Below are 14,577 nucleotides of genomic sequence, written 5' to 3' on the forward strand. Positions count from 1 at the left end.
ATATGATCAGTAAAACTTTTATATCTCGCCCAAAGTTTGCCTTGGTAATATCGATTGTTATTACTATTGCGGGTTTAATTTCAATGGCATTGTTGCCAGTGAATATGTACCCGCAAATTACACCTCCGCAAGTTCAAATTAGTGCCAGTTACCCAGGTGCAAGTGCACAAATAGTTGAAGAGTCGGTGATCAGGCCCATAGAAGAGCAGGTTAATGGTGTTGAAGATATGATGTATATCGAATCAACATCTTCTAATAACGGTACGGCTAATATAACCGTGTACTTTAAGGTCGGAACAGACACAGATATAGCCCAAGTTAACGTACAAAACCGTGTCGCACTCGCTGAAGCAGGCTTACCTGAAGAGGTGAAACGCCAAGGTGTGTCGGTTAAGAAAAAATCGAGCTCGATGCTACTGGGTATTAACTTATATTCGAACCAAGAAAATATCGACGCAATTTTCTTGAGTAATTATGCGACAAACTATTTAACAGAGCCATTAGGGCGTATTAATGGAGTTGCATCTGCTGAAGTAATGGGCGAGCAAACTTATTCTATGCGCTTGTGGTTACGCCCTGATCGGATGGCATCACTTGGATTAACGGTGTCAGAGGTTCGAGCTGCGTTGCAAGAGCAAAATACCATAGTCGCTGCGGGTAAGCTTGGTGCTGCGCCTTCTGAACCGAGTCAGCAGTTTGAATATTCAATTCAAGCTAAAGGGCGCTTAAAAACCCCTGAAGAATTTGGTCAAACCATTATTCGCTCAAGCAAAGATGGCAACTTTGTACGCTTAAACGATATTGCACGTATTGAATTAGGTGCAGCAAGTTACAGTACAACAGCAAAGCTAAACCAGCAAGACACTGCGTTTATTGTTATTTATCAGCTGACAGAAGCGAATGCTACTCAAGTTGCTGCTGATGTAAAAGCACGTATGGCAGAGCTTGCTAAACAGCTACCGGATGGTGTTGAGTACTCAATCCCTTACGACACAACAGAGTTCATCAATCGTTCTATTGACGAAGTGGTTATTACTCTTGTTCAAGCGGTCGGCTTGGTTATTTTAGTCGTGTTTTTATTCTTACAAAATTGGCGCGCTACGCTTATTCCAACGGTTGCTATTCCAGTATCGTTAGTGGGGACTTTCGCGTTTATGATGATGATGGATTACTCCATCAACTTGATCACTTTATTCGGTTTAGTCCTTGCAATAGGTATTGTTGTGGATGATGCCATTATTGTAATTGAAAACGTTGAGCGAATACTTAAAGAAGAAAAATTGCCAATTAAAGAAGCGGTCACAAAAGCGATGGAGCAGGTATCGGGGCCGATAGTGGCAACGACCTTAGTATTGCTTGCGGTGTTTGTGCCTGTTGGCTTTATGCCCGGAATAACAGGGGAGCTTTATAAACAGTTCTCGGTGACTATTTCGTTTGCGGTACTCATTTCTTCTTTAAACGCACTGACATTAAGCCCAGCTTTGTGTGCTTTATTGTTAAATGAAAAAGCCATGAAGCCGATTAAATGGTTAGCGCCTTTCGAAAATATTATTACTCGCTCGACCAGTGGCTACAGTAAGGTTATTCAATTTATCTTAAAACGCACAGCAAGAATGGCGCTGTTTGCAGTGGTTATTTTTGCTGCGGCAGGGTGGTTGGTGAAAACAGTTCCTACGGGCTTTGTTCCAGCAGAAGACCAAGGATTTCTTTTTGTTGATGTGCAATTACCTGATGCCGCAGCAAGCGGTCGTACTAAAGAAGTGATGCACAAACTGGGTGATATAGTGAAAAATGAACCTGCCGCAACCGATTTTATTGCGGTATCTGGCTTTTCATTACTAGGTGGTGCAGGTTCTAATAATGCTTTGGGTATCGTCGTGCTCAAAGATTGGGAAGAGCGTACAAGTCCGGAGCTTGGATTACGCGCGGTACTAACGCGTTTAATGGGTCAGTTTTGGGCTATGCCAGATGCGCAAATCATGGCATTTAATCCCCCTTCAATACCGGGTCTTGGCACGAGTGCTGGCTTTGAGTTTAGATTACAAGACAGCGAAGGGCGTGAACCTGCTGAGCTTGCACAAGTGTTAAATGGCCTGATTTATGAAGCCAACCAGCGTCCAGAGCTTTCTAATGTTTACAGTACATTTAGAGCGAACGTTCCACAGTATTTTCTTGAAATTGACCGTAATAAGGCAAAAGCTCAAGGGGTAGCGCTTAGTGATATTTTCTTAACTTTACAGGCGCAATTAGGGTCGTTATACATTAATGACTTTAACCAATTTAGCCGTACTTACCGCGTTATCATGCAGGCGGAAAGCCGTTTTCGTCAAAACCCTGCAGACTTGCAGTACTACTATGTACGAAATGATGAGGGGGCAATGGTGCCGCTCACCACTTTAGCTAAACTTGAGCCAATTCTTGGCCCAACAAGTTTGACCCATTTTAATTTATATCGCAGCGCCAGTATTAGCGGACAGCCAGCAGCGGGTTATGCCAGTGGTGATGCTATTAAAGCAATGCAAGAGTTGGCTGAGCAGCTACCAACGGGCTATGTCTATGAGTGGGCTGGGCAATCGAAACAAGAGATTGAAGCCGGAAATATGGCGCCCATCTTGTTTGGCTTAGCGGTGGTGTTTGTTTATCTATTCTTAGTAGCGCAATACGAAAGTTGGACAATTCCGTTCTCGGTAATTGCAGCGGTACCGCTGGCGTTATTTGGCGCCATGCTTGCGCTATATGTGATTGGTATGGAAAACAACATCTATGCGCAGGTTGGTTTAGTGCTCCTGATTGGTCTATCCACCAAGACCGCTATTTTAATTGTTGAATTTGCTATGGAAGAGCGCGCGGCAGGTAAAAGTATTTTTGAAGCGGCTCTTAACGCTGCAAGATTACGCTTTAGGGCTGTATTAATGACGGCACTCTCGTTTGTGCTTGGTGTATTACCGCTGGTGTTTGCAAGTGGCGCAGGGGCAGGTAGTCGTATATCGCTCGGTATTACCGTGTTATTTGGGATGCTAGCTGCAACCATCTTTGGCACCTTGTTAGTTCCGCTATTTTATACATTAGTGCAATCAATGCGTGAAAAAATAAAAGGCACAGCGAGTTCAGAGTAAAAATTCTTAAAATTACAAAAAAGTCAGGGTAACCTGGCTTTTTTTTTGGTAAAACTCAAAAGAGGTTTGTTATCATAGCCGAATTCAAAGCGATACACATGTGCAGAGGTTTAAGGAATGGCTGGTCCACGCTTATACAGTGAAGAAGAAGTAACTCATCAGGCTTATGATATCTTTTTAGAGTTAGCGCCTGATAACTTAAGCGAGCAAGATATTGCTTATTTTAACGAGCACAGAGAAGAGCTTGGCTTTATTGAAGAAGGTGAGCCTGACGAGCAGTGGCAAGATTTTGTTGCACTAGAAATTGAACCTGAGCTGTTTGTGCAAGTCTTAGTAGGGCTTGAATTCGACAATCAAGATATTTTATTTGCGAAAATATTAATTAGCCGAGACAAAGATGCACCGTTTTGCCACATCCTATGGAAAGATAGCGAATAACTCTCCAGCCGATGTTTGACTCTACTTTTAGTTGTTTTAATTCAATAAAACGAATTATTTTGCCCGCCCTGCTCGTATGCAGTTGGCAGGCTTTTGCTGTTGATCCGTTTGAAGACTTTCATGAATACGGACAATTATCAGAAGAAGAAATTCATAAAATTCATAAAGGCGAGTTGCTGTATGGAGATATGGAGTTTGGCTTTATGGTAAGTCGTGGCAATACCAACTCAACTAGTTTCAAACTCAAAGGTAATCTCTACCAAGATTTTGAAAAATGGCGCAACCAATTTAAGCTCGATACTTTATACAAACGTGACCGCAATGAAGAAACCGGTGATGAAGAAGTCTCAGCTGATCGAATATTTGTATCAGGCCAAGGCAACTATAAGTTAAATGTGAAAAATGAGTCGTTTTTCATTTATGGTGACTACGAGCGAGATAAATTTAGTGGTCTTGAGTTTAAGAGCACAGTAGCGACTGGTTACGGTAATCGCATTTATCAAGGCAGTAAGAATAAAGTCGATATCGATGTTGGCCCTGGTTTATATCGTTCGGTGGCTGATCAAGATACGGCTACAGAAGAAGATCAAACAAAAACGGGTTATCTACTTCGTTTAGCGCTGCAGTGGGAGCGTACGGTCTCTGCGCGAACTCGCTTTAATCAAGACGTTAGTTATGAGCAATCGTTGTCAGGGTTAAACTCGCGTTTAAAATCAGAAACCTCATTGATCAGCAAAATCATGGGTGATGTTTCACTCAAATTTACCTATATGTATCGCTATAACTCAAAACCAGAGGAAGATAAGCTTAAGTACGATTCTGAGCTGAGTGCGACCTTTGTTTATAGCTTTTAAGAGAATACCTCACTATGTATCAACATAAGCAGTACGCTATTTTTATTTTTGTTATATTAGGCTGGATTGGCGGCTTCATCGCCTTAGCTTGGAATTTAATTGGTGCAGATATTCCGCTCATGGTGTTTAGCGCTATTTTGGTGCTGGTGGCCTTTTTATTCCATGGTTTAACCATCAAGGTCAACGATAAAACCGTAAGCTGGGCATTTGGACCTGGTGTATTTGGTAAAACAGTAGCTTTTGATGAGATTGAGTCTGTTCGAGCGGTAAGTAACTCATTTCGACATGGCATAGGCCTTCGTATTACTCATGATGGTTGGGTTTATAGTGTATCAGGATTCAGTGCTGTAGAACTGGCAATGAAAGACGGTACTTACTATCGCTTAGGAACCAACGACCAAGATGGTTTACTTGCTGCACTTAAATTGCATATTACTGAAGCTTTACCAGAAATTAGCAAAGAGGCTACGTCAGAAGCAGAGTAAATGATCAGCTATTTGACAGCAGTATATAGACATAAAAAAAGCGCCATAGGCGCTTTTTTTATGTCTATATTTTAATGGCTGTGACCACAACCACCTTCACCGTGCACATGACCATGTGCTAACTCTTCTTCAGTTGCATCGCGTACTTCAAGTACTTCAACATCAAAATGTAGCGTAATACCTGAAAGAGGGTGGTTACCATCTACAATGACGTCTTCGTCTTGAATTTCGATGATCATCACTGATTGGTCGCCAGCATCTGTCGTAGCGCGGAACTGCATACCAACTTCAATTTCCATACCTTCAAACATTGATTTTGGTACTGCTTGCATTAGGTCATCGTGACGCTCACCATAGCCTTGCTCTGGTTCAACGGTTACGCTGAATGTGTCGCCTGCTTCTTTACCTAATAGCGCATTTTCGAGGCCTGGAATTAAGTAACCTGTGCCAACGATGAACACTAGTGGCTCACCATCGAAAGAGTTGTCGATGGTGTTTTTGTTATTATCCAATACTGAATAATGCATTTTTACCACTTTGTTTGCTGCTACGATCATAGTCATTCCTATTTATTCATCTTCGAGAGAGTAAGGCAGAGCTTGAATTGATAACTCTACCTGAGGGAGGTGTTTTGCCCGCAAAATTTGGCCTGCTTCATTATCGTTAGGAAGCACAACCAGACCCATTAAGGTTTGCGTTTGTTGATTATAACTTTGGCTGATAAGCTTGCCGGCACGGCGCCAGTTTTCGCCCATTTGTGTTTCAAGCTCAAGCTCATCAAGTAAGCCTTCAGCTTTGCCTGACACGATATACATAGCACGTTTATTTTTGCCTAGGTATTTCATACGGGCTACGGTTTCTTGCCCTGTGTAGCAGCCTTTTCTGAAACTGATACCACCGAGCGCTTGCAAGTTAACCATTTGCGGTACGTATTCACCAATAGCATCGCTATTTAATGATGGCTCACCAGCAGCAATAGCTGCTTGTTGCCATGGAGCGTCATCTTCAAGCGCTATTACGTTATCAGGTAAGCTAAACTCATCATTGACCATAAGTAATACGCGGTTATTTGCAAGCTTGAGGGCTTTACCGTCAGCAAAATCTACTGCGCTATGCTCATCATCAAAAGTAATTGCTAAGGTTTCTAAAGCCGCTGTTAGGTCATCACCTAATAAGCCAATTAGCTGTTTTTCAGATTGCTGAATTTCTACTTGCGAAAATACAGCATATTTTTTTAACTCGACTAGAGATTGTTCTACCTCAGGCTTTGAAGCTGCCAGGTAATAGCTGTCAAGGTGAGAAAACAACCTAAACACACCCCAAAGCTTGCCTTTTGCATTACAGTGGCCAGCCCAAAGGAAGTTATCATTGCTTAACTTGTTGATATCTTGCGTGATTTGTCCGTGAAGGTAAGATAACTTATCTTTGCCTGTCAGGCTGATAAGTGAATAAGATAAAGGACATGCGTAAACAGTCGACATAAAAACCTTCTTTACGATATGAATGAGCGCTAATGATAACTTAGTTAGGGTAGCAATTTAAATAGCTGTTTATTCGATAGCAATTTGGTAAACTGCAGACAAATAAGTACGAGGTTTAAAATGACTGAAATTCACAGTAAAGAACGTATTCGTTGGGCATGCCGTCGCGGTATGTTAGAACTAGATGTTTTATTTATGCCATTCGTTGAAGAAGCGTTTGACTCACTATCAAAAGAACAGCAAGCTGTTTTTCAACGCTTACTTGAGTGCGATGATCCTGATTTATTCGCATGGTTTATGGGTCACGAAGAGTGTAAGGACCCAGAGCTAAACGGTATGGTCGCGTTAATTTTAGACCGAGTTCGTGTATAGATTTACCGTTACAAATAACACCACAGACCACAAACCCTTTGTGGTCTTTTTTTGCTTGATAGCCATCATATTATGCTTTGCTTACCAGCATGTTTTCGCTCAGCTTTTGGCGTGTTTAGCTTGTCTTTTTCTAGCCATTCTGTGTTTTAAAAAAGCCCAACATGCACAGCCTGAAAATGGCGTTATTATTTTAGAGCAAACAGAGCTTAGGTTCGTGAACGACAATCTTAAAATTCAAGGCCAGATAATGGCTAAAAGTTATGTGTTTGCTAATTTTGTAGTGATAAGGCTGGCGGGGTTTTATAAATCACACTGGCTGATAATTAATGCAGCCAGTGTTGATGAAATGAGTTATTCGCGGTTAAAGCGTGCGATTATTGCAGTGCAGCAACCGTCTTAGGGGTTAAAATTGTTGGTGTGGGATTCTCGTTTTGCTCAGGATAATCAATAGTGTAATGAAGGCCACGGCTTTCTTTGCGCTCAAGTGCGCTGCGAATAATAAGCTCTGCGACCTGCACTAAGTTTCGAAGTTCTAACAAATTATTTGTAACCCTAAAGTTAGCGTAGTAATCATGAATTTCTTGCTGTAGTAACTCTACTCGGTGAAGCGCGCGCTCTAAGCGTTTTGTAGAACGGACAATACCGACGTAATCCCACATAAATAATCTTAGCTCATGCCAATTATGGGTAATAACAATTTCTTCGTCTGAGTTAGTTACACGACTTTCATCCCATAGTGGTAAAGCTTCAAGGGCTGGGCTTGAATCTATTTTGCTTAAAATATCCTTTGCGGCAGCATGAGCAAATACAATACATTCAAGTAGTGAGTTACTGGCCATGCGATTAGCACCATGTAAGCCTGTGTAAGCTACTTCGCCAACCGCATAAAGGTTGTCTAAATCTGTGCGGCCATTGAAGTCGGTCATAACACCACCGCAGGTATAGTGTGCAGCGGGTACTACCGGAATGGCTTCTTTGGTAATGTCGAGACCAACACTTAAGCATTTTGCGTAGATAGTCGGGAAATGCTCAATGATAAAATCTTTTTCTTTATGACTAATATCAAGGTATACACAGTTCGCGCCAAGGCGTTTCATTTCAAAATCGATAGCGCGAGCAACGATATCGCGAGGAGCAAGTTCTCCGCGTTCGTCAAAATCTTTCATAAAGCGGGTGCCGTCAGGGCGTTTTAAGTAAGCTCCCTCACCTCGCATTGCTTCTGTGATTAAAAAGTTTTGCAGTTCTGGGTGATATAAACTAGTTGGGTGGAATTGATTAAACTCCATATTAGCGACACGACACCCAGCGCGCCATGCCATAGCGATACCATCACCACTGGATACATCAGGGTTAGAGGTATATAAGTACACTTTACTTGCACCACCTGTTGCAAGTGAAACGAACTTTGCTTTAATTGTTTCAACTTTTTTATCGACACAGTTCCAAACATATAAGCCATGAACATGTTTGCCTTTTTTAGCTAGGCTTTTATCAGTGATTAAATCAATGGCATTGTAGTTTTCTAATAGGGTGATATTAGGGTGTGCTTGAACTTGGCTAATTAAGGTCGTTTGTACTGCACGACCTGTAGCATCAGCAGCATGTAATATGCGACGATGGCTGTGACCGCCTTCGCGGGTTAAATGGAAACGTTCTTTACCTTTTGAATCAAATTCCATATCAAAAGGCACGCCTTGTTCAATGAGCCACTTTAAACACTTTTTAGCATTGCTAGCGGTGTAGTGGACTGCGTCGCGGTCACATAACCCGCCACCTGCATCCAACGTGTCTTCAACATGAGATTCAATGCTGTCATTCTTTTTGTCAAATACTGCTGCAATACCACCTTGAGCATATAAGGTAGAACCTTCGGTTAACGCTCCTTTACTAAGTACTGTCACTTTACAGTGATTAGCTAGAGATAAAGCAAGAGAAAGGCCAGCGGCGCCGCTGCCAATGATAGCGACATCAGTAATGTGATGTTTATTTTGGTTCATGTCTGTGGTCTTTGCGGTTACAATGCTCGGCTAGTAGTGCCAAAAGTTTGAGCAAATAAATTTTTATGTGGTATACGTATATGTACCATATTTGCTTTAACACTATTAGTCATTTTAATACGTTATACCAATCTTATTAGTTTTATCGTCACATAAACAGTTTATTGTTAACTGTTTTGAATTGTGAATTTAATATAGATAACCGTTGATTTTTAGGCAGTTATTAGGATTTCCGTGTAATAAGATTGGTATGACTCAATTTATTTGCGTGCTATTTTATAAAAAAATCATTTTAAACTGAACTTTTATATTCATGGTGCAGTCAGAGTTTGTGTAAACAATGGCGAGTATATGAATAGCAAGCAAGAATCAAACAGAGGAGTACCGGCTCGAATGAGCGAGCAGGATTTGGATTTAGCGCTAGTTAAAAGGGTCCAGCAAGGAGATAAAAACGCCTTCAACCTATTAGTTAGAAAATATCAGAATAAAATTGCAGGTTTGATTTCACGTTATGTATCAAACCAAGGTGATGTTGCTGATGTCGCACAAGAAGCCTTTATTAAAGCCTACCGTGCATTGCCTAACTTTAGAGGGGATAGCGCCTTTTATACTTGGTTATACCGTATCGCCGTAAATTGTGCTAAAAATTACTTAGTTGCTCAGGGCCGTAAGCCCCCAGCTAACGATGTTGATGCCGAAGAGGCAGAGTTTTATGACAGTGCTGATGCTATGCGTTCAAACGCATCGCCAGAAAACCTGTTATTAAGTGACGAAGTACGTGCTGTAATTTTTAATACGATTGATAGTTTGCCTGAAGATCTTAAAACCGCGATTACCCTTCGTGAAATTGAAGGTATGAGCTATGAAGAAATAGCCGTGGTTATGGATTGTCCTGTGGGAACGGTACGTTCACGTATTTTCCGTGCCCGTGAGGCGATTGATAATAAATTGAATCCATTAATAGGTGAGTCTTAGTATGACAAAAGCAGACGTTAACAAGTTGGATAATGAGCAGTTATCCGCGTTACTTGACGGCGAGCAGCAGTTAACTGATCAAGCGATCACAAACGACGATGTGTCTACATTTGGTCGTTACGCAATGATTGGTGATGTAATGCGTGCTGAGGCAAATAATAACGCTTTTAACTTTGACATTGCAGATGCAGTGGCTGAAGCACTTGAGCAAGAACCTGTATACGCTGATTTCGCGAATAAAACAACGGTACCAAAAAGCGAAGAAATCGTGGCGGCAACAGGCACAGATAACGTAGTAGCATTTAATTGGCGTCGTCCATTTGCCCAAGTGGCAATTGCTGCCAGTGTTGCTATGTTTGCGATTGTGGGCGTACAAACTTTGCCACAAAACACCGAAGTACCACAAAATGACATTCCAACCTTACAAACAGTACCGTTAACTGGTATGGCTTCTCCGGTAAGTTACTCATCTGAGCAACCTGCGTTAGAGAATGCTCAGCAAGGTTTACGTGAATTACAACAGCAACGTATTGGTGCATTAGTTCTTGAACATCAACGTCAAGCGCGTGTTGCATATTCGCTAGAAGAATCGCAAACTGCAGAAAATGCAGAAGAGGAAAAAAACTAATTAAATGAAAGTTTTTACTTTTATTTTGTCGCTGGTATTAACGGCCCCTGCCATTGCTAGCGACGAAAATCCCGCCAAAACATTGTTACATGATATGGCTACGGCCGTTCATACTCGCAATTTTGATGCATCGTTTGTAGTTGTAAAAGGCCAAGCGATGGAACCGTATCGATGGTTACATGCAAAACAAAATGATATCGAACTTGAGCATTTAAGTTTGCTTAACGGTGCTGGTCTTGAAATGGTGCGTGTTGATGATCAAGTTACTTATTTTGAACCGCATTCTGAGCCTTATTCAGTCAAAACAGACTCTATAGCTGGACCTATTCCCGAAGTGCTTTTTAAAGACATCGATAGACTAAGTGCTCATTATGACTTTGTTCTTGGCGGAAAAGGTCGTATTGCTGGTCGTTCTGCACAGTTAGTGCGCATCGAATCTAAAGATGAATACAAATATAACTATTGGATCTGGCTTGATACAGAGTCTTCGTTGTTACTTAAATCAGCCTATGTAAATCACAAAGGTGAGATGCTAGAGCAATTACAACTAACTCATATTAGCGTTACAGAGCAACCTGCGCCGATGTTAGTTGAAATGCAAAACCGTGAGTTTCCTGCTGTGCTTTCAACGAATGATATTGCCAGTGATAGCGACGGCGCAGCGAATGATTGGAAAATTGGCTGGCTCCCTGATGGCTTTAAGCTGTTAAAATCAGACCGTCATAAACTCGACTTAAACAATGAACTTGCTGACTATTATTTATATTCAGATGGGTTTGTTGAAGTATCTGTTTTTATTCAAAGACCCTTACCCGGTAAACGTGCAAGTGGTGCTTTAACATCAGGTGCGACGACGGTCTATGTTCACAATGGTGGTAGCTTTGATGTATCGGTTGTTGGTAATATCCCAGCTATGACAGCCAAAGCTATAGCAGAGTCGGTAGCGCGACCTCTTTAAATTATGATTGAACAAACACTCTCTGTCGTGTCAGTTAAAGGCACGACAGCGAATTTAGAAGCAGAGCAAAAGCAAGCTTGCGCAGGCTGTAATGGTCGCTGCGGTTCGCAGGTCTTTGCTAAGCTGTTCGGAACAGCAAAAAAAACCTTTCCGTATACATTCGAAAAAGAGCTACAGGTAGGGCAAAAAGTAACCTTGGCACTCGATGATAGCCACTTGGTCAAACATGCAATGGCTGTTTATATGCTACCACTTTTGTTTAGTTTAGGGTTTGCTTTAATCGCATTTGCGGCTTTTTCGCTTGCTGAAGGCTGGCAAATTTTAGCAGCCGTCATTGGTGGCTTAACGGGCTATGTGATAGCTAAATCAAGGGTTAAGAGCCTAAAGCATGATATTAAAGTAATAAAAATTCACCCAATTGCTATTCCTTTCACTCAAATAGATGGTGATTAAAGCCAATTAAATGTAAAATTGCCGCTTTATACACTTAGTCCATTTTATATAGAAGTTTAGAATCCAGTTTATGAAGCATATCCGTAATTTTTCGATCATCGCCCATATTGACCATGGTAAATCGACTCTCTCTGACCGTCTTATCCAAGTTTGTGGTGGTTTAACAGACCGTGAAATGCAGCAGCAGGTGTTAGATTCAATGGACATTGAGCGTGAGCGTGGTATTACCATCAAAGCGCAAAGTGTAACGCTAAATTATAAAGCTAAAGACGGCGAAACATACCAGTTAAACTTTATCGACACGCCAGGACACGTTGACTTCACATACGAAGTATCACGCTCACTTGCAGCCTGTGAAGGTGCACTTTTAGTTGTTGATGCGGGTCAAGGTGTAGAAGCACAAACCTTAGCTAACTGCTACACAGCAATTGAAATGGACTTAGAAGTTATTCCAGTTCTAAATAAGATCGACTTACCACAAGCTGATCCACTTCGTGTAGCAGAAGAAATTGAAGACATCATTGGTATTGATGCCCTAGATGCTGTGCAATGTAGTGCTAAAACAGGTATTGGTATTGAAGAAGTACTCGAAATCATTGTTAAAGATATCCCGCCACCAGAAGGCGACAAAGATAAGCCACTACAAGCGCTTATCATTGACTCATGGTTTGACCCATACCAAGGTGTTGTATCATTAGTACGTATTAAACACGGTGAATTACGCTCAGGCGATAAAATTAAGATCATGTCGAATGATCAAGTTCATATCGCAGATAAAGTAGGTATTTTTACACCAAAGCAAACTAACACGGGCATCTTGAAAACCGGTGAAGTTGGCTTCGTAATTGCGGGTATTAAAGAAATTCATGGTGCACCAGTAGGTGATACTATTACTTTACAGCGTAACTCTGCTCCAGAGCGCTTACCAGGCTTCCAGCGTATTAAACCACAGGTTTACGCAGGTATGTTCCCAATTTCATCTGATGACTATGAATCATTCCGTGATGCGCTTGATAAACTGAGTTTGAACGATGCTTCGTTATTCTTCGAGCCAGAAAACTCAACAGCACTAGGCTTTGGTTTCCGATGTGGCTTCTTAGGTATGCTTCACATGGAAATCATCCAAGAGCGTCTTGAGCGTGAATACGACATTGATCTTATTACAACTGCACCAACAGTAATTTACGAAGTAGAGACTAAAGACGGAACTAAACAGATAGATAACCCGTCTGACTTACCGCCGGTGAATAATATTCTTGAAATCCGTGAGCCAATTGTTGAAGCTAACATATTAGTACCGCAAGAATTTTTAGGTAACGTAATTACGCTTTGTGTTGAAAAGCGTGGTATGCAAACTAAAATGAGCTACCATGGTAAGCAAGTTGCGGTGACGTACGAATTACCGATGGCTGAAGTAGTAATGGACTTCTTCGATAAGTTAAAATCAACAAGCCGTGGTTTTGCATCACTTGATTATAACTTTAAACATTTCCAAGCTTCAGACATGGTACGTGTTGACGTATTGATTAATGGTGAGCGCGTTGATGCGTTAGCTATTATTGTACACCGCGATATTGCACAATCACGTGGTCGTCAGTTAGCTGAAGCACTGAAAGACTTAATTCCACGTCAGCAGTTTGATATTGCGATTCAAGCAGCGATTGGGCAGCATGTTATTGCGCGTACAACAGTTAAGCAATTACGTAAAAACGTAATCGCGAAATGTTACGGTGGTGACGTGAGTCGTAAGAAAAAACTGCTACAAAAACAAAAAGAAGGTAAAAAGCGAATGAAGCAACTAGGTAACGTTGAAGTACCTCAAGATGCATTCTTAGCTATCCTTAAAGTTGGTAAATAATTAGAAGTAAATAAAGGAATTAATGCATGGCGGGTTACTTTTCTATTTTCTTAGTGTTGTTAACGCTAGGCTCAGGATTAATTTGGTTAATTGACCACTTTATGTTTGCGCCAAAGCGTCAGCAACGCATTGCCCTTGCTCAAAACGCGGCAGGTGGTGAGTTAGACGAAGAAACTGCTGCATTAATTGCGCCTGAGCCAAGTATCACTGAAACGGCTAAATCAATTTTTCCAATGATTGCGGCAATTACTATTTTCCGCTCTTTCATTTTTGAACCGTTTCAAATTCCATCGGGCTCAATGATGCCAACCTTATTGGTGGGTGACTTCATTTTAGTACAGAAGTACTCATATGGCATCAAAGATCCAATTTGGCGTAGTCAGTTAGTTGACGTTGATGAACCTGAACGTGGTGATATTGTGGTATTTAAATACCCATTAGACGAGCGTGTGGATTACATTAAACGTACGATTGGTTTACCAGGCGATAAAATTGTATATCGCAATAAGCACCTTTATATTCAGCCGAAATGCGCCGAAGGTGTGACTCAGCAAGGTGATTTGCTGTGTAATGAATACAACAAAATTGATATGGAAATCCTCAATAGTGACGAGTTCAAGCAGGGTTCTATGAATTTAGTGCGTTTAGAAGAAAACCTAAGCACAGTAAATCATAATATTTTGATTAACCCGCAAGCTCCTGAAATGAAAGGCCGTTATTATCAACAACCAGGTACACGCTCAGACGAGTGGGTTGTTCCTGCCGATCATTATTTCATGATGGGTGATAACCGTGATAATAGCCAAGATAGTCGCTTTTGGGGCTTTGTACCTAAAGAAAACTTGGTAGGTAAAGCCGTCTTTATATGGATGAGTTTTGAATTTGAAAATGGCCCAGATGACTTTTTACCAGGCTGGGTTCCAACTGGTGTTCGCTTTGAACGCCTAGGTAATATTCAGTAA

At 41.3% G+C, this 14,577-nt stretch carries 15 protein-coding genes; 12 read left to right on the forward strand and 3 right to left on the reverse strand.

The genetic code is table 11. From position 1 onward, the window contains the following. Positions 1–2 precede the first annotated feature (2 nt). From J8Z25_RS04705 to J8Z25_RS04720, 4 genes are all read left to right on the forward strand, one after another. Entirely contained in the window at positions 3–3,116 is a 3,114-nt protein-coding gene (locus J8Z25_RS04705) for an efflux RND transporter permease subunit (RefSeq protein WP_130052149.1), read from the forward strand. Positions 3,117–3,233: 117 nt separating this feature from the next. Beyond that, positions 3,234–3,554, forward strand: a complete 321-nt coding sequence (locus J8Z25_RS04710; RefSeq protein ID WP_130052148.1) for an HI1450 family dsDNA-mimic protein — start codon at positions 3,234–3,236, stop codon at positions 3,552–3,554. A 59-nt stretch (positions 3,555–3,613) separates the two neighbouring features. Further along, positions 3,614–4,408 (forward strand): DUF481 domain-containing protein, encoded by a 795-nt coding sequence (locus J8Z25_RS04715; RefSeq protein WP_372799659.1) that lies wholly within the window; start codon positions 3,614–3,616, stop codon positions 4,406–4,408. Between the two features lie 14 nt (positions 4,409–4,422). Next, complete coding sequence (locus J8Z25_RS04720; RefSeq protein WP_250661746.1) at positions 4,423–4,893, forward strand: hypothetical protein; 471 nt, start codon at positions 4,423–4,425, stop codon at positions 4,891–4,893. Positions 4,894–4,964: 71 nt separating this feature from the next. Here J8Z25_RS04720 and J8Z25_RS04725 read toward each other — a convergent pair whose 3' ends face one another. After that, entirely contained in the window at positions 4,965–5,450 is a 486-nt protein-coding gene (locus J8Z25_RS04725) for an FKBP-type peptidyl-prolyl cis-trans isomerase (protein WP_130052146.1), read from the reverse strand. A gap of 12 nt (positions 5,451–5,462) precedes the next feature. Further along, positions 5,463–6,374 carry a tRNA-modifying protein YgfZ gene (gene ygfZ / locus J8Z25_RS04730; protein ID WP_250661747.1) on the reverse strand — a complete coding sequence of 304 codons (912 nt, stop codon included), beginning with the start codon at positions 6,372–6,374 and terminating at the stop codon, positions 5,463–5,465. A 120-nt stretch (positions 6,375–6,494) separates the two neighbouring features. Between ygfZ and J8Z25_RS04735 the strand changes: the two genes are divergently transcribed. After that, positions 6,495–6,746 (forward strand): FAD assembly factor SdhE, encoded by a 252-nt coding sequence (locus tag J8Z25_RS04735; protein WP_054562257.1) that lies wholly within the window; start codon positions 6,495–6,497, stop codon positions 6,744–6,746. A 247-nt stretch (positions 6,747–6,993) separates the two neighbouring features. After that, positions 6,994–7,146, forward strand: a complete 153-nt coding sequence (locus J8Z25_RS20875; RefSeq protein WP_250661748.1) for a hypothetical protein — start codon at positions 6,994–6,996, stop codon at positions 7,144–7,146. Here J8Z25_RS20875 and nadB read toward each other — a convergent pair. Then, positions 7,121–8,743: an L-aspartate oxidase gene (nadB, locus tag J8Z25_RS04745; protein ID WP_130052143.1), complete on the reverse strand. Its 1,623-nt coding sequence runs from the start codon at positions 8,741–8,743 to the stop codon at positions 7,121–7,123. The two genes, J8Z25_RS20875 and nadB, sit on opposite strands and share 26 nt — an antisense overlap. A 393-nt stretch (positions 8,744–9,136) precedes the next feature. Between nadB and rpoE the strand changes: the two genes are divergently transcribed. The 6 genes from rpoE to lepB all read left to right on the forward strand — a co-directional run bounded on the left by rpoE (position 9,137) and on the right by lepB (position 14,577). Beyond that, positions 9,137–9,718, forward strand: coding sequence for an RNA polymerase sigma factor RpoE (gene rpoE, locus J8Z25_RS04750; protein ID WP_036969086.1), 582 nt, complete (start codon positions 9,137–9,139; stop codon positions 9,716–9,718). Position 9,719: 1 nt separating this feature from the next. Beyond that, positions 9,720–10,346: a sigma-E factor negative regulatory protein gene (locus J8Z25_RS04755; protein ID WP_130052142.1), complete on the forward strand. Its 627-nt coding sequence runs from the start codon at positions 9,720–9,722 to the stop codon at positions 10,344–10,346. 4 nt (positions 10,347–10,350) lie between these two features. After that, entirely contained in the window at positions 10,351–11,304 is a 954-nt protein-coding gene (locus J8Z25_RS04760) for a MucB/RseB C-terminal domain-containing protein (RefSeq protein ID WP_130052141.1), read from the forward strand. 3 nt (positions 11,305–11,307) lie between these two features. After that, positions 11,308–11,757 carry a SoxR reducing system RseC family protein gene (locus J8Z25_RS04765; RefSeq protein WP_250661749.1) on the forward strand — a complete coding sequence of 150 codons (450 nt, stop codon included), beginning with the start codon at positions 11,308–11,310 and terminating at the stop codon, positions 11,755–11,757. A gap of 70 nt (positions 11,758–11,827) precedes the next feature. Next, complete coding sequence (gene lepA / locus J8Z25_RS04770) at positions 11,828–13,615, forward strand: translation elongation factor 4 (protein WP_054554335.1); 1,788 nt, start codon at positions 11,828–11,830, stop codon at positions 13,613–13,615. A 26-nt stretch (positions 13,616–13,641) separates the two neighbouring features. After that, a complete protein-coding gene (gene lepB, locus J8Z25_RS04775) occupies positions 13,642–14,577 on the forward strand; it encodes a signal peptidase I (protein WP_062566752.1) in 936 nt (311 codons plus the stop codon).

Origin of the sequence: Pseudoalteromonas sp. SCSIO 43101, from assembly GCF_023650775.1 — a bacterium.
Lineage (GTDB): Bacteria > Pseudomonadota > Gammaproteobacteria > Enterobacterales > Alteromonadaceae > Pseudoalteromonas > Pseudoalteromonas apostichopi.